Here is a 16,122-nt window from a genome sequence, read left to right as displayed (position 1 = left end):
ATGCTGCTGATTAATCTTTTACCCTGGCGTACGACTCAGATGCGTCAGCGGGCACGCCGTTGGTTAGGGCTATTATGGCTACAGACGGGGTTGATGCTATGCCTTATTGCGGCAAGTTATCTGCTTTTCCAGCACCGTCAACAACGTGCGCAGGATGGTCTCGATACGGTTCTGACGCAGCAGCAGCAGTTGTCCACGTTGTATCAGCAAACTCACCTCGCGCGGGAAACGCTGCGTCGCTTTCAGGCGCAAGAACGCACAGAGGCAGTAATCCTGCATGACAATCGTCGCAACCTTCATTTGTTAGAGCAGCTTGCTGGCATGATGCCCGCGCGTCTGTGGCTGACGGAAATCGCTGACCGTGGGTCGCATTTGCTACTTACAGGTGTGAGCGAAAACTATCACGACATCATTACGCTACAGCACGCGTTATTGCGCCATGTTTCAGTCGAACGCATACAACTGCTGCGTACGTCCCGAGAGCGCGACATGGGGGACGGGCTACGTTTTTCCTTGCAGGTTGACTGGCGCGGCGCAACGGATTTCCTGTTGGGGGATGACCATGATTAATCAAAAAATTATGCTTAATGCTGTGTTGAACCGACCAGGACTAATTAATAAACCGCTCTGGCAGCAACTTGCCCTTCAATGGGCGTTTGTTGCCGCAGTTGGGCTGCTATCAGGCTGGTTCTTCATCGGTGACGTACGGATAACCGTTATTGGCACGGAGGCGCAGATCGTTCAGGTGCGGCTGAATATACAGGAGACGCAACAAAAACTAGACGCGATGCCGTTATTGTCAGTTTTGCACACGCAGCTAGCGGGAAAAACCACGCGATCCGCTCCCTTTCAGCCTGATGTGTTGGCACAACTTCTCGTCGAGCCTCTGTCGCAAGCGGGGGCTTCGCTGCTGTCGTGGCAACGCGCTTCCCGTAGCGTAGAAGCTCCTCATCAGGAACGCTGGCAACTGGTATTTAGTGCGGATTACACGGGGATATTGCAGGTGCTTCGTGAGTTGACGAAGCTGCCTTATGTATTGCGAATTGCGCAGTTGACGGTAAAGCCAGATGCCGGGTTAACCAATCTATCCTCTGAAGCGCCACGGCTACGGGTTGAATTATCACTGATCGAACCAGAGGTGGTGCCATGAGTCAGATAATCGGTCGTATCGCATGGATGCTGTTATTCGTGCTGCATAGCGTGCAGGCAGAAAAAACCGCAGCACGTATCGACCCTTTTCATCCGTCGATCGCTGCACGTTGCCTGCCTTCAGCGACCTCGCCTGCGTGGAGGCTAAAGGGCGTGGTTGGTTCTGGTGACCGCTGGATTGGCTGGCTAGCCCAGCCAGAAGTAGGGTGGGTTCGGCTAACAAATGGCGAGGTCATTCCTCCGGGAAATTGGTCGGTCAGCCAACTGGATAAATCAGGAGCCAAACTGGTTCCGACAGTGAGGGGGGCAGGTTGTGACGGTCAGCAGGAGAGCCTGTTGCTGGCTTCGCCATTTATTAATAAGTCAAAGGAATAGGTGAAGCTTGCCTATCGGCTCGTATTTTTTAACAACCGCTTATCTCGATAACAAGGACGGTTATGAACATCAGAATGTTATGTCGCGTGGCGACGTTGAGTTGGTTACTGCTCCTCGTAATGCCGTATCAGGTCAATGCAGAACCTTCGGTATCGATGGCTTTTGAGGATTCGCCAATATCCCGGGTGTTGCAGGCGCTAGCCGATCACCAGCAGCTCAATGTGGTGATTGCACCGGGGGTGACGGGAAACCTTAGCCTGAGGTTGGCAGAAGTACCCTGGCAGCAAGCGCTGGAGATTGTTTTGCGTATGGGGAAACTCAGCGTAGAGCGCAACGGTAACGTGCTACTGGTTTTCCCTGCCGAGCATCTTGCGTCCCAGCAGAAGGAAAAGGATGAACGCATGGCGGAGTTGGCGCAGAAACTGCCGCTACATAATCTTTCTATCGCCTTGCAGTATGCCGATGTGGATGAGGTCGCAGCCAGCGTTCAGGCCCAGCGTGGAGCCCTGCTTTCTACACGTGGTAGCGTAACCATGGATAAACGAACGAATACCTTATTGATTCGCGATACGGAAGACGCGTTGGCACAGCTCGAACCGTGGGTAAAAGAGCTCGATTTGCCGTTAGCGCAGGTGCAACTGGCGGCGCACATTGTCACCATTAGCAGTGAACACTTGCAAGCGTTGGGCGTTAACTGGGGGTTGGGGGAAGGTGATGCAACGAACAAGGCACTCAGGTTGAACAATTTTAATGTTGGCTTGCCAGTAGATACGCCAGCGGTCAATGCGGGGTTCCATTTGGCGCGACTGAATGGTCGTCTGTTGGATCTGGAATTAATGGCGCTGGAGCAGGAAAGCCAGGTCGAAATTATCGCTAGTCCCCGCCTGTTCACGGCACACCAGCAGACCGCCAGTATTAAACAGGGAACGGAAATTCCGTATCAGGTCTCCAGCGGTGCTAGCGGATCGACGTCTATCGAGTTCAAAGAAGCGGTACTCGGTATGGAAGTGACGCCCGACATTCTGCGCGCCGGACGGATTACGCTGAATCTGAAAATTAGTCAAAACATGCCGGGACAGACGATTAAGCAGGGCGATAATGGTGAAGCGTTAGCGATCGATAAACAAGAAATTCAAACGCAGGTGACCGTCACCGACGGAGAAACCATCGTATTAGGTGGCATTTTCCAGCAACAAAAAAAGAACAGTGACAGACAGGTGCCACTATTAGGTGAGGTTCCTGTATTTGGTCATCTGTTCAGAAACCATACTCAGCAGCATACGCGACGAGAATTGGTTATTTTCATCACGCCGACGTTGATACCCGCCTCATCGTGAGCAAACCCAGGCTCGCTCTGATGTTATTCGGTGATTTTTTTCGGATAAGGAGCAATATTTTTGTCACGTTCAATGCTTATGAGTTTGACGCTGCGGCGGATTTAGCTTACAAGGGTTAGCGAATTGAGCACTGAAGTGTTGTTCCACCGAAAATGTCGATAAAACATACTGCATTGGCCCTCTGTGGTCGGTGTGACATTTTATTCGGTTGCCAAACTACCCTGAGTCTTGAGATAATTTTTTGTCTGATTCTCGCACTATCGCTCATGAGGTTTCAGTTTAGGTCCCGCCGCTGGGTTGATTGGCGGGGCGGGTTATCATTAACGAATTGTCTTAGTAATACCAAAAAACATGGCAGAGAAACGCAATATCTTTCTGGTTGGGCCTATGGGTGCCGGCAAAAGCACTATTGGCCGTCAGTTAGCTCAGCAACTCAATATGGAGTTTTTCGACTCCGATCAAGAAATTGAGCGACGCACTGGGGCTGATGTGGGCTGGGTATTCGATGTGGAAGGCGAAGAAGGCTTCCGCGATCGTGAAGAGAAAGTCATTAATGAATTGACGGAAAAGCAAGGCATCGTACTGGCGACAGGCGGTGGCTCAGTCAAATCACGTGAGACGCGTAATCGTCTTTCTGCGCGCGGCGTTGTCGTTTATTTGGAAACGACAATCGAGAAGCAACTGGCCCGCACGCAGCGTGATAAGAAACGTCCGTTACTTCAGGTTGAAACCCCTCCACGTGAAGTATTGGAAGCATTGGCGAAAGAGCGGAACCCGCTTTATGAAGAAATCGCCGATGTTACCATTCGGACTGACGAGCAAAGTGCCAAGGTTGTTGCTAACCAGATTATCAATATGCTGGAAAGCAACTAAGCGCATACCTTATCCGCATTGAGCGGACCCTGAACGGGTTGTTTAACGAGCATGGAAAGAATTACCGTAACACTAGGGGAACGTAGTTATCCCATTACGATAGCCGCCGGATTATTTGATGATTCGGCATCTTTTATGCCGTTGAAAGCGGGGGAACAGGCCATGCTGGTGACTAACCAGACGTTGGCCCCTCTGTATCTTGACCGCGTTCGTGGTGTGCTGGAAAACAATGGCGTGCATGTCGATCAGGTGATCTTACCTGATGGCGAGCAGTACAAATCGTTGGCCGTACTGGATCAGGTTTTTACCGCGCTACTGGCAAAGCCACATGGTCGTGATACGACGATTGTCGCTTTGGGGGGCGGTGTCATCGGCGATTTAGCCGGTTTTGCCGCAGCCAGTTATCAGCGCGGCGTCCGGTTCATTCAGGTGCCGACAACGCTGTTATCACAGGTAGATTCTTCCGTCGGTGGTAAAACCGCCGTCAATCACCCATTGGGTAAAAACATGATCGGGGCGTTTTATCAGCCCGTATCGGTTGTGATCGATCTGGACTGCCTGAAATCCTTACCCGCGCGGGAGTTGTCATCCGGGCTGGCGGAGGTCATTAAGTACGGCATTATTCTGGATCGCGATTTCTTCCTTTGGCTTGAAGAAAATATTGAGGCGGTGCGTGCGCTACAGCATGACGCGCTGGCTTATTGCATTCGACGCTGCTGTGAAATCAAAGCGGCAGTGGTCGCCGCTGATGAACGTGAAAGTGGCATGCGCGCATTGCTCAATTTGGGCCATACTTACGGGCATGCTATTGAAGCTGAAATGGGCTACGGTAATTGGCTTCATGGCGAAGCGGTTGCGGCAGGCATGGTGATGGCTGCGCATACTGCACGTCGCCTCGGGCAGTTCTCCTCTGCGGACGTCGAGCGCATCAAGTCTCTGTTGGTTCGTGCTGGCCTTCCAGTGAACGGTCCGACGCAAATGACGCCTGAAGCCTATCTTCCTCACATGATGCGTGACAAGAAAGTGCTGGCAGGTGAGCTACGCCTGGTGTTGCCAACAGCGATTGGCCAATCAGAAGTCCGTGGTGGCGTTGCGCATGACATGGTGTTGGCCTCAATCGCGGATTGCCAAGCCTGACGCCTAATGCTAGCCAGTTATGAAAGACTGGCAGTTATGAAAGATAAGTATTAACGACAGACACGCCCTGATGGGTTATGGTTAATAAAATACAATGCGTTACGATTCAATGATTCGCCTTGACGATCGTATGGCGGATTCGAGTTTTTTAGTGGGGAGATGTTAAATGGATGAGTTCAAGCCGGAAGATGAGCTGAAGCCTGATACCAGTGACCGTCGACCTACTCGTCAGCAAAAAAGCAGCAATTTCGCGGTACCTAAAGTCGCGCTTTCCAGACAGCACCTGATGATTGGTATCGGGATTGTCGTGCTGGTGCTATTGATTGTGGGTATCGGCTCTGCATTGCAGGCTCCTTCCCAGCCACAAACGCCACAGACACAAAACCAAGCGGGGGGAGAGCGGAATATCGATCTCTCTTCATCGTCATCGATGACACAGAACTCGCAGCTTTCTTCACAGGGTGAGAACCCTACGGCGGTTCCCGGCGATGTTGGTCATGGGCAAACATCCGCGCAGGCATCTTCCCAAGCGCCGATGTCACCCCAAACATTAAGTGCCCCACCGATTGCTGGTACGCCGACAGATGCGAAAGTTCAACCACCAGTGGCTGGACAGCAGCGTATTGAATTGCCGGGAAATATCACCGATGCATTGTCGCAACAGCAAGGGCGCGTGAGCGAATTCTCTCAGGGTGCATCAGGACATTCGACGCTGCCGACGGCGCCTGCAACGGTAGCCCCAACGGGGAAAACGCCAGCGGCGTCCTCAGCTAAAAATACGCACAGCACGACGTCTACACACGCCAGCAATGCTAAGCCTGCCGTGAACAGCGCGCCAAAAACGCCAGTAGCGAGTAAACCTGCTACTAATGCAAAAGCGGCTCCGGCGACTGTCGGGCAAAACGTTTCCGTACAGAATGCGCCAGCCAGCCACTTTACTTTGCAATTGAGCAGCGCTTCACGCTCGGACACGCTGAAAGCCTACGCGAAACAACACAATCTCGCCCAGTCATGGGTGTATGAAACGAAACGAGACGGAAAATCCTGGTATGTGTTAGTGACCGGAGTCTATGCTTCTTCTGCGGAGGCGAAACAGGCGATTGCCGCGCTACCCGCAGAAGTACAAGCGAAAAAACCATGGGTTAAGCCGATCCGTCAGGTGAAGCAGGACTTGAATAAGTAACACCAATTTTAGCCCTGATGTGCTGTCTGACACAGAGTACAATCCGCGGCTCTGAAACGTATGAGTAACTAACGACGGCATGAAGAAGAACCGCGCTTTTTTAAAATGGGCTGGTGGTAAATATCCGCTGGTAGAAGAAATTCGTCGCTATTTACCCGCAGGAGACTGTCTTATTGAGCCTTTTGTTGGCGCGGGTTCCGTGTTTCTGAATACGGAATATGAGCGCTATATACTGGCTGATATTAATAGCGATCTGATCAACCTGTACAATATCGTCAAAGCGAATGCCGAGGAGTTTGTTCTCGACGCCCGTAAACTGTTTACGGATGAAGTGAACACGTCTGAGGCGTTTTATCTGCTGCGTGACGAATTTAACCTTTGCAGTGATGCTTATCGGCGTGCCCTGTTATTTCTCTATTTGAATCGCCACTGCTATAACGGCCTGTGCCGTTACAATATGCGCGGTGAATTCAATGTTCCTTTTGGGCGTTATAAGAAGCCCTATTTTCCTGAAGAAGAGATTCGCTGGTTTGCCCTGAAATCGCAAAATGCCACCTTCGTTTGTGAGCATTATCAGGACACGCTGGAAAAAGCAGAGAAGGGATCGGTTATTTATTGCGATCCGCCCTATGCACCGCTGTCTGCTACCGCGAATTTTACGGCCTACCACACTAATAATTTCAGTCGTGCCGATCAGCAAAGTTTGGCGCAATTGGCTCGGCGTTTGTCAGTAGAAAGCCAGATTCCCGTGCTGATTTCCAATCATGACACCTTGCTGACTCGCGAGTGGTATCAGGAAGCCGTGCTTTATGTGGTTAAAGCGCGCAGAACAATTAGCCGTAATATTTTAGGGCGTAGTAAAGTAAACGAGTTATTAGCCCTATATCGGTAATACCGCTTGGGCAAACAGAGCGCGGTGAATTGGTTAATGCCGTCTGAGAGGCGTCATTAGCCGAGAGTGAGGTTACCCGCAGGCATTCAGACTTTACCGTTTGGAGAAATGAATGAAACCGTTTTTAATCGCGCCGTCTATTTTGTCGGCTGATTTTGCCCGTCTTGGTGAAGATACCGCTAATGTATTAGCCGCCGGGGCTGATGTGGTCCATTTTGATGTCATGGATAACCACTATGTGCCAAATTTGACGATTGGCCCGCTGGTACTGAAATCCCTGCGCGATTACGGCATTACCGCGCCGATTGACGTTCACCTGATGGTGAAACCGGTCGATCGTATCATTCCCGATTTTGCCAATGCGGGAGCCAGTTTCATTACTTTTCATCCTGAAGCTACCGATCATCTCGATCGTTCACTCCAACTGATCAAGGATCACGGCTGTAAAGCCGGGCTGGTGTTTAACCCTGCAACCCCGCTAAGTTATCTCGATTATGTCATGGACAAATTGGATATTATTCTGCTGATGTCGGTTAACCCTGGATTCGGCGGCCAATCTTTTATTCCTGGTACGTTGGATAAGCTTCGTCAGGTTCGTCGCTTGATCGACGACAGCGGTTACGACATTCGACTGGAAGTTGATGGCGGGGTAAAAGTGGAGAATATCGGCGCGATTGCGGAAGCTGGCGCGGATATGTTTGTAGCGGGATCGGCTATTTTTGGTCATCCGGATTACCGTACCGTGATTGATCAAATGCGTAATGAAATTTCAAGGACGAAACATGACTGAATTAACGGCGATTCGCGGGTTGGCTTTTGATTTGGACGGTACGCTGATTCACAGCGCACCGGGTCTTGCGGCGGCTATCGATCGGGCATTAGTGGCACAGTCATTGCCTGCTGCGGGTGAAGCCCGTGTTGCAACCTGGATCGGCAACGGCGCTGACGTTATGGTTGAACGTGCGCTACGTTGGGCGGGTGTTGAGCCGACGGGCGCGCGCTTGCAGGAAACGCGTGAGCGGTTTGATAGCTATTATGCACAGACGGTGGATAGCGGCAGCACGCTGTTCCCACAGGTAAAAGAGACGCTGGCGCAGTTGGCACAGCAAGGGGTTCCGATGGCGGTGGTGACTAATAAGCCCACGCCGTTTGTTGCGCCACTGCTGTCAGGATTAGGGATCGGTGACTATTTTTCACTGATTATCGGTGGCGATGATGTCATCGTAAAAAAACCACACCCCGCGCCGCTCTATCTGGTGCTGGGTAAACTGGGATTACGCGCTAGCGAACTCTTGTTCATCGGTGATTCCCGCAATGATATTCAGGCCGCGCAGGCGGCGGGTTGCCGCAGTGTCGGTATGACGTATGGTTATAACTATGGTGAAGCGATCGAGCTGAGTCAGCCGGATATCGTTTTGGATCGCTTTGCCGATATTTTGCCTCTAATCGGGCAGTCTTCTTCACACAATCAGGAACCCTTAGTATGAGCAAGCCCATTGTATTTAGCGGTGCGCAACCGTCTGGTGAATTGACCATTGGTAACTACATGGGGGCGTTACGTCAGTGGGTCAACATGCAGGACGATTATGACTGCATCTACTGCATTGTGGATTTGCATGCCATCACGGTACGTCAGGACCCGCAGGCGCTGAGAAAAGCGACGTTGGACACACTGGCGCTGTATTTGGCTTGTGGCATCGACCCGAAAAAGAGCACCATTTTTGTTCAGTCTCATGTTCCTGAACATAGCCAACTGAGCTGGATACTGAACTGTTACGCCTATTTCGGCGAGCTGAGCCGCATGACGCAGTTCAAGGATAAATCCGCGCGTTATGAAGAGAATATCAACGCTGGCCTGTTTGATTATCCGGTGCTGATGGCGGCGGATATCCTGCTGTATCAAACGAATCAGGTACCGGTAGGCGAAGATCAGAAGCAGCATCTGGAACTGAGCCGCGATGTTGGTCAGCGCTTCAATAGCCTGTATGGCGACATTTTTAAAGCGCCGGAGCCATTTATTCCGAAATCGGGCGCGCGCGTGATGTCTCTGTTGGAACCTACCAAGAAGATGTCCAAGTCCGACGATAACCGCAACAACGTTATCGGGTTGCTGGAAGATCCGAAAGCGGTGGTGAAGAAGATCAAACGCGCGATGACAGATTCCGATGAGCCGCCAGTCATTCGCTATGATGTGAAGAATAAAGCCGGGGTATCGAACCTGTTAGATATTCTGTCTGGCGTGACGGGAAAAAGCATCCCAGAGCTGGAGCAGGAATTTGATGGCCAGATGTATGGTCATCTGAAAGGCGCGGTGGCGGAGGCCGTGTCTGGTATGCTGTCAGAACTGCAAGAACGTTATCACCGTTTCCGCAACGATGAGGCTTTCCTGCAACAGGTGATGCGTGAAGGCGCTGAAAAAGCCAGCGCTCGTGCACAGGAAACGCTGAAGAAAGTCTACGACGCTGTCGGTTTTGTGTCCCGCCCGTAAGTTTTCATCACCGTCAGGAGGTTCTCTCCTGACGGTTTCCTGATACGTCTTATTTATTCCTGCGGGATAGGCGCAAACACGTCGTCTGGAATCGGGTTCTCAAACGGTGTGTGCTGCAATCTTTCCTGGTGGTCGGCTTTTGCCTGTGCAATCAGTTCAGGCGTGACCAGCAGATCGATAGCCAGTGATGCCATCGCCTTTGCCGCATATTCCATGCCTTTATGCGCTGCGCCAGTTTTCCCCTGTGCAACCAACTGCCACGAATGCGCCGGTGTACCAATGGCGTAGGTGGCGCTGCGAATCTGCACGGTCGGCACAACCCAACTCACTGTTCCCACATCGGTGGAACCGATGAAGGCGTCATTCGGGCTATACAGCGGATAAATCCCATCATGTAGCGTTAAACCCGGCTGAGGTTTGACGCCGAAACGTGCGTAGGATTCGGCGATGTCTTCGGCGCTCAACGCCGTCTGGAACATTGCCGCGACCTTACGATCTTCGTCATCAAACGGTATTGGACCGAGTGCCAGCAGATGTTCATGCATACGTGCTTCCAGCGGCGGGTTTGCCAGCAGGTTGGCATCACCGCTAATCACCTCGCTGCGGACTTCGGTTTCTGTCATTAGCGCCGCGCCTTCGGCAATTTTCTTCACGCGTTTGACCAACTGATGCAGTTCTGGCAACTGACGTGCTCGTACGAGGTAACGCACGGTCGCGTTAGCCTGTACGACGTTTGGTGCCTGACCGCCGCTGTCGGTAATCGCGTAGTGAACGCGCGCGGAGGACGGCATATGCTCGCGCATATAGTTCACGCCAACATTCATTAATTCAACGGCATCCAGCGCGCTGCGCCCCAAGTGTGGGCTGCTGGCAGCATGAGCGGCGCGGCCTTTGAAGTAAAAATTCAGCTCGTTACAGGCCAGCGAGACCGGGCTGTTGACGCCGGTGAAGGTCGCAGGGTGCCAGCAGAGGGCAATATCGACGTCATCAAACACGCCTTCCTTGACCATAAAACCTTTGGACGATCCGCCTTCTTCCGCAGGGCAGCCGTAAAAGCGTATGGTTCCGGCCAGTGCGTGTTTTTGCAGATAATCCTTCACTGCCGTCGCAGCCTGTAGTGCCGCGGTGCCGAGCAGGTTATGCCCGCAGCCGTGGCCGTTGCCACCGTTTTCCAACGGCTTTGGCTCAGCGATATTCGCCTGCTGGCTTAGGCCCGGCAGCGCATCGTATTCACCCAGGATGGCGATAATCGGCAGACCTTCGCCGAATTCCCCCAGTAGTGCAGTCGGCATGTTGGCAATGCCTTTCGTCAGACGGAAGCCTTCTGCTTTCAGGACGGCTTCATGCTGTGCGGCTGAACGATGCTCTTCGTAGTTTAGTTCTGGCGTATCCCAGATGCCGTCACTCAGCGTACAGAATTGCTGCCGCTTGGCCGCAATCAGGCCGCAGATCGCTTCCACGGTCTGATGATTGACGGCAGGCAGCGTTCCTTCATTGTGTGTTGCATTCATGCGTGGTGTGCTCGTTTGATTGCTCTGATGCATTTGCGAGGAGCGTGTCACAACCCGTTTGCTATGACACGCGATTCAACTAGAGGGTCATACTTAGAGTGGCGTGGTGTCCATACCGAACCATTTTTCACTCAGTTTTCTGATGGTGCCATCTTGCTTGGCCTGATCGATCGCTTTGTCGAACATGGCTTTCAGCTCAGGATCGCTTTTGCGCAGGCCAACAGAGGAGCCGCTACCCAGAATGCCGCCGATGAACTGTGGCCCTGGCATCACGATGTTCTCATTGCCTGGTTTGTCCGTCGTGCTTTTCAGATAAGGTGCGGAAGCAATGACCAGATCGACACGGCCAGCTTTCAGATCCAGATCGTGTTCCTGCGTGGTTTTATACTCGCGTACTTTCATAAAGCCTTTCATATATTTATCTAAAAAGGCGCTGGCGATAGAAGCAGACTGTACGCCAATAGTTTTGCCTTCCAGCAGCGGTTTCAGTTTCTCGACTTCTGCCAATGCTGTAGCTTCATCGGCGGGTTCAATGGAGAAACGCACGCCTGCATCTGGGAAATCTTTGGCGAGTGAGCTGGATTTCAGTACGGCGAAAGTTTGCCCTGACTGCGTGTACGGCTGGCTGAAATCGATCACTTCACGGCGTTTCGCCGTAGCGGACATACCTGCAATGATCGCGTCATATTTACCTGCGTTTAGCGCAGGAATGGCGCTGGCGAAGGGCTGAACCATGATCTCGCATTTTACCTGCATGTTGTTGCACAGCACTTTATACAGTTCGATCTCCATGCCATCCAGCGTCCCGTCTGGCTTGGTGAAGTTATACGGGTGGTAAGCGCCTTCGGTCGCGATGCGGACGGTTGTCCATTTTTTCTCTTCTGCGGAGGCGGTGAATGAAGCAGCCAGCGTGCCTGCCATACACAGCGAGCAGGCGAACAGAGTGAGTTTTGATTTGATCATTGGTGTTCTCCCGGCGTTCTATATCGTTATATTTTGTTTATTTCCCACCACTGTAACGATAGTGGTGGGCTGTGTTTACCAACTGGCAATAAATTGCCGGAAGCGAGCCGACTGGCTGGCGGTGAAAACCTGCTCCGGCGTTCCCTGTTCTTCAATTTCCCCCTGATGGAGGAAGACGATACGGTTAGAAACTTCGCGGGCAAAATCCATTTCGTGAGTCACGACCAGCATGGTCATCCCTTCGTCCGCCAGCGTGCGCATGACGCGCAGCACTTCGCCAACCAGCTCGGGATCGAGTGCGGAGGTTGGCTCATCGAATAGCATCACTTTTGGTTCCATCGCGAGCGCACGGGCAATCGCCGCACGCTGCTGCTGTCCACCGGACAAATGCGCAGGATAGTAGTGACGCTTATCCGCCAGACCGACTTTCTCTAATAATTGCTCGGCGTGTTCCACGCACTCTGCCTGTGGACGCTTTAAGACGTGTACGGGCGCTTCGATGATGTTTTCCAACACGGTCTTGTGTGACCAGAGGTTAAAATTCTGGAATACCATGCCCAACTGAGTACGAATTCTGTCGATCTGCTTGAGGTTCGACGGGCGGTTCTGCCCTTTGCGGTTCGGCTTCATTTCAATCGCTTCTCCGCCGACGATAATCTCACCCTGATCGGGAAGCTCAAGCAGGTTGCTACAGCGCAGCAGTGTCGATTTACCTGAACCGGACGATCCCAGAATTGAGATGACTTCTCCCTGATTGGCTTCAATCGAAATCCCTTTCAGGACGTCCAGAGAACCGAAGCTTTTATGAATGTTGCGCAGGCTAATGGCGGGTGTCGTCATTGCAGATCTCCCAATTTCTTAATTTTTTTCGCTGCCGGTTGCGCGCCCGGCGCACGGAGATGAGGGGTAAGCGTAAATTCTGTCCACATCAGTAAACGTGTCAGAATAAGGTTAATAGATAGATAAATAGCGCCGGCGACCAAGAAGACTTCGAGCGCTCGGTAGGTTTCCGCAATAAGGCGTGCGGCGATACCGGTGATTTCCATTAGTGTGATGATGGAAGCCAATGAGGTCGATTTGACCATCGAAATCAGCTCATTGCCGTAAGCCGGGAGTGCCTGACGGATTGCCAGCGGGAAAACGATACGCTTGAAAATCATGAACGACGGCATGCCGCAGGCGCGTGCCGATTCGATCTGGCCTGTGGGAACGGACTGCAATCCACCACGGATAATTTCACTGGCATAGGCTCCGGTACACAGGCTGAGCGACAGCAGGGCGCACCAGTGTGGCTCCCGCAGGAACGGCCAAAGCATGCTTTCTCTCACCCAGGGGAATTGCCCCAGCCCGTAGTAAATCAGGAACAGCTGAACCAGCAGCGGTGTGCCGCGGAAAAACAGCACATAGGTTCGTGCAATGGAGCGCAGCACGGCAAAGGATGATAACTGCATCAGTGCTAAGCCCAGCGCCAGAAAGAAGCCCAGAAAAACCGAGCTGACCGCCAGCTGTAGGGTCAACGGAATACCGGGAATAATCTCCAGAAACGTGTCGTACAGAAAAGGAAAATCCATCAGCGTTTCACACCCCGGGAATAATGAGATTCAGCACGGCGCATAATCCAGCCGGAACAGATTGAGATAAGCAGGTACAGCAGCGCGGCTGCCATGAAGAAATCAAACGGTTTACCGGTAGAACCGGCGCCAGTTTGCGACTGCGTCATCAGCTCTGCGACGCCGGTAACGGAAACCAGCGCAGAGGTTTTCAGCACCAACTGCCACACGTTGCCGAGTGGGGGGATCGCGTGGCGCAGCAGGAGCGGTATGATGATGCGGCGCAGGCGTAATAGCGTTGGCATACCACAGGCTTTGGCGGCCTCAATTTCCCCTTTGGACACGGCGTAGAAGGCACCGCGGTAGACTTCCGTTTGCTGCGCACCAGAGGAAATGCCGACGGCGAAGACGCCAGCGAGGAAGCCAGGAAAACCGAAGAACTCATTGCTGCCAAACAGTTTGGCGAGCAGGGTTAGCGCAGAGCTGCCGCCGAAATACAGCAGGTAGATGATGAGTAGATCGGGGACGCCACGGATAAGCGTCGTGTAGCCATCGGCCAGATAGCGCACGGGGCGATTGCCGCAAATTTTGGACCAGGCGCCGATCGTACCGATCACCGCTCCCAGCAGGAAGCCGCAGATCGCCAGTGCGAGCGTCATTCCTGCCCCAATCAGTAATAATTTTCCCCAGCCGTGTTCACCAAAACTGATGAGTTGCCAGAAAGTAATGTCTTCCACAAGTGACTCCAAACTGCCTGTTTTTGGCAAATTTCATTCTTAGCAAATAGTGTTCTTAGCACGTTTTGTTGGTAGTAAAAGAGTGCTCCGTTACACAGAACTGTGTTTGTGGTGAGAGGGCTACACACTCTGTTCAGGAACAAGAGCAGTAATGCGTAATGGTATTAACTCGATGATGTACTCATTCTATGGAGTACGAATTCGATGAAACACGATGGTTTGACGATGAAATCGGCTCGATAAGAACGATTCAGAAGTCGTGCCGCGAATCTATCAGAAAGCTAAGCAATACTTGGGCCACGTTTCCACGCAAATGATAATTGATTATTTATTCACATAGCCTGCTTATTAATGAGTTTTGTTTTAGTCAAAATAAGACAGATGTGGCCTGTGGTAAAGCATTAAAGTGACATTTTGTAAGGGAGTATGTTCAAAATAGTGCATTATTATGCTATTTGGTGGGGCGTTGCATTATGATGGTGCAATAACCGCTATCCGGCAGGACGGATAGCGGGTGAGTCGGTAAATGAGAAGAGGATTATGCTGTCCGGTCTGAAAACCAGCTCAATTTTTCCCGTAGCCCGACAACGTTACCGATGATGATCAAACTCGGGCTGCTGGCTTGTTGGGCTAACTCGCTCAATTGGGAGAGCTGCCCACTCAGAACGCGCTGTTTGGTTGAGGTGCCGTTTTCGATAATGGCGACAGGCACGGTTTCCGGTAACCGCTGTTCGATGAGCTTACTTTGAATGTGCTCAGCCTGCTGAAGCCCCATGTAAAACACCAGCGTTTGTTTTTCCGCTGCGAGGCTGGACCAGTCCAGATCGGTGTCGTGCTTGACGTGCCCGGTAATCAATCTGACGCCCTGCGAGTGATCGCGATGGGTGAGAGGGATACCGCTGTAGGCTGAGCAGCCTGACGCAGCAGTAATACCGGGAACAACAGAGAACGGTACGCCCGCCTGTTGCAGGTGCTCCAGCTCTTCGGCTCCACGGCCGAAGATAAAGGGATCGCCGCCTTTCAGCCTGACGACCCGATGACCGGCGCGTGCCTTTTCTTCCAGCAACTGATTGATTTGATCCTGAGGAACGCTGTGGTAGCCAGAGGCTTTGCCGACGAAAATTCGCTCGGCGTCGCGGCGTGACAGATTGAGAATCTCTTTCGAGACCAGACGATCGTAAACGACGATGTCAGCCTGCTGTAGATGCTGTAGACCTTTCAACGTCAGTAACCCGGCATCACCCGGTCCCGCGCCAACCAACGTGACTTCACCTCGGTCATCGAGCGGCGCGGAGAAAAGCAGTTCCGTCAGTTGTTGAACGCTCTGGCTATTTTCATTTGCCAGCGCTTGCGCCAGCCGATCGTGTACAAAGAGCTTTTCCCAGAAGCGGCGGCGTGCGCTCATATTGCGGAATCGGCTTTTGACCCGACTGCGCAATTCACCTGCGTATGTCGCCAGCTTACCGAGATTTTGCGGCAGAATACTTTCCAGTTTTTCCCGCAGTAGCCGAGCCAATACCGGCGCCGCGCCGCCAGAAGACACCGCGACCATCAGCGGTGAACGGTCAATGATCGACGGCATAATGAAGCTGGCACGTTCTGGTGAATCCACCACGTTACAGAAAATCCGGCGCTCGCTGGCGCTGGCATAGACATGGTTATTGACGTCCTGATCGTCGGTAGCGGCAATCACCAGCCACACCGCGTCCAGTAACGTCGGATCGAAGGTGCCGTGTACCAGCGTTAATTGAGCATCCTGCTCCCACGCCCGAAATTGATCGTTAAAATCGAGCGCATTGACAGTAATCACTGCGCCAGCATCCAGCAATAGCCGGGCTTTACGCTCGGCTATTTCCCCCCCTCCTACCAATAGACAAGGTTTATCGTGCAACTGACAGAATATTGGCAGGTAATCCATGTAACGCCT

The 16,122-nt window shown here is 52.3% G+C and carries 17 protein-coding genes; 11 read left to right on the top strand and 6 right to left on the bottom strand.

Features of this window, described 5'->3' with window-relative positions:
• The 11 genes from E2566_RS19580 to trpS all read left to right on the top strand — a co-directional run bounded on the left by E2566_RS19580 (position 1) and on the right by trpS (position 9,434).
• Positions 1 to 570 carry a PilN domain-containing protein gene (locus E2566_RS19580; protein ID WP_107168890.1) on the top strand — a complete coding sequence of 190 codons (570 nt, stop codon included), beginning with the start codon at positions 1 to 3 and terminating at the stop codon, positions 568 to 570.
• Positions 563 to 1,150: a hypothetical protein gene (locus tag E2566_RS19575; RefSeq protein ID WP_107168953.1), complete on the top strand. Its 588-nt coding sequence runs from the start codon at positions 563 to 565 to the stop codon at positions 1,148 to 1,150. Before E2566_RS19580 ends, E2566_RS19575 begins: the two co-directional genes overlap by 8 nt.
• A complete protein-coding gene (locus E2566_RS19570) occupies positions 1,147 to 1,524 on the top strand; it encodes a HofP DNA utilization family protein (protein WP_107168889.1) in 378 nt (125 codons plus the stop codon). Before E2566_RS19575 ends, E2566_RS19570 begins: the two co-directional genes overlap by 4 nt.
• A gap of 62 nt (positions 1,525 to 1,586) precedes the next feature.
• Entirely contained in the window at positions 1,587 to 2,861 is a 1,275-nt protein-coding gene (gene hofQ / locus E2566_RS19565) for a DNA uptake porin HofQ (RefSeq protein WP_107168888.1), read from the top strand.
• 351 nt (positions 2,862 to 3,212) lie between these two features.
• Positions 3,213 to 3,734, top strand: coding sequence for a shikimate kinase AroK (gene aroK, locus E2566_RS19560; RefSeq protein WP_005969451.1), 522 nt, complete (start codon positions 3,213 to 3,215; stop codon positions 3,732 to 3,734).
• A 51-nt stretch (positions 3,735 to 3,785) separates the two neighbouring features.
• Entirely contained in the window at positions 3,786 to 4,871 is a 1,086-nt protein-coding gene (aroB, locus tag E2566_RS19555; protein WP_107168887.1) for a 3-dehydroquinate synthase, read from the top strand.
• A gap of 166 nt (positions 4,872 to 5,037) precedes the next feature.
• The gene (locus tag E2566_RS19550; RefSeq protein WP_107168886.1) at positions 5,038 to 6,054 is read left to right on the top strand and encodes an SPOR domain-containing protein; all 1,017 of its coding nucleotides are present in this window, start codon (positions 5,038 to 5,040) and stop codon (positions 6,052 to 6,054) included.
• Between the two features lie 79 nt (positions 6,055 to 6,133).
• Positions 6,134 to 6,946 carry an adenine-specific DNA-methyltransferase gene (gene dam, locus E2566_RS19545; RefSeq protein WP_107168885.1) on the top strand — a complete coding sequence of 271 codons (813 nt, stop codon included), beginning with the start codon at positions 6,134 to 6,136 and terminating at the stop codon, positions 6,944 to 6,946.
• Positions 6,947 to 7,058: 112 nt separating this feature from the next.
• Positions 7,059 to 7,736 carry a ribulose-phosphate 3-epimerase gene (rpe, locus tag E2566_RS19540; RefSeq protein WP_107168884.1) on the top strand — a complete coding sequence of 226 codons (678 nt, stop codon included), beginning with the start codon at positions 7,059 to 7,061 and terminating at the stop codon, positions 7,734 to 7,736.
• Complete coding sequence (locus tag E2566_RS19535) at positions 7,729 to 8,433, top strand: phosphoglycolate phosphatase (RefSeq protein WP_107168883.1); 705 nt, start codon at positions 7,729 to 7,731, stop codon at positions 8,431 to 8,433. The genes rpe and E2566_RS19535 overlap by 8 nt, the downstream gene beginning before the upstream one ends.
• The gene (gene trpS / locus E2566_RS19530; protein ID WP_107168882.1) at positions 8,430 to 9,434 is read left to right on the top strand and encodes a tryptophan--tRNA ligase; all 1,005 of its coding nucleotides are present in this window, start codon (positions 8,430 to 8,432) and stop codon (positions 9,432 to 9,434) included. Before E2566_RS19535 ends, trpS begins: the two co-directional genes overlap by 4 nt.
• Before the next feature lie 53 nt (positions 9,435 to 9,487).
• On the opposite strand, the gene E2566_RS19525 is transcribed toward trpS, so the two are convergent.
• The 6 genes from E2566_RS19525 to cysG form a co-directional block, all read right to left on the bottom strand.
• Positions 9,488 to 10,945, bottom strand: a complete 1,458-nt coding sequence (locus E2566_RS19525; RefSeq protein WP_107168881.1) for a M20 family metallopeptidase — start codon at positions 10,943 to 10,945, stop codon at positions 9,488 to 9,490.
• 93 nt (positions 10,946 to 11,038) lie between these two features.
• The gene (locus tag E2566_RS19520) at positions 11,039 to 11,908 is read right to left on the bottom strand and encodes a transporter substrate-binding domain-containing protein (protein ID WP_107168880.1); all 870 of its coding nucleotides are present in this window, start codon (positions 11,906 to 11,908) and stop codon (positions 11,039 to 11,041) included.
• Positions 11,909 to 11,983: 75 nt separating this feature from the next.
• Complete coding sequence (locus E2566_RS19515) at positions 11,984 to 12,748, bottom strand: ABC transporter ATP-binding protein (protein WP_095993023.1); 765 nt, start codon at positions 12,746 to 12,748, stop codon at positions 11,984 to 11,986.
• Complete coding sequence (locus E2566_RS19510; RefSeq protein WP_107168879.1) at positions 12,745 to 13,479, bottom strand: ABC transporter permease; 735 nt, start codon at positions 13,477 to 13,479, stop codon at positions 12,745 to 12,747. Before E2566_RS19510 ends, E2566_RS19515 begins: the two co-directional genes overlap by 4 nt.
• Positions 13,479 to 14,195 carry an ABC transporter permease gene (locus E2566_RS19505; RefSeq protein ID WP_107168878.1) on the bottom strand — a complete coding sequence of 239 codons (717 nt, stop codon included), beginning with the start codon at positions 14,193 to 14,195 and terminating at the stop codon, positions 13,479 to 13,481. The genes E2566_RS19510 and E2566_RS19505 overlap by 1 nt, the downstream gene beginning before the upstream one ends.
• Before the next feature lie 538 nt (positions 14,196 to 14,733).
• Positions 14,734 to 16,113: a siroheme synthase CysG gene (gene cysG / locus E2566_RS19500; RefSeq protein WP_107168877.1), complete on the bottom strand. Its 1,380-nt coding sequence runs from the start codon at positions 16,111 to 16,113 to the stop codon at positions 14,734 to 14,736.
• Between the last annotated feature and the right edge of the window lie 9 nt (positions 16,114 to 16,122).

The organism is Pectobacterium punjabense (genome assembly GCF_012427845.1).
Lineage (GTDB): Bacteria > Pseudomonadota > Gammaproteobacteria > Enterobacterales > Enterobacteriaceae > Pectobacterium > Pectobacterium punjabense.
Note: the sequence above shows the minus strand (reverse complement) of the source record. Positions and strands in the feature narration are given on the sequence as shown.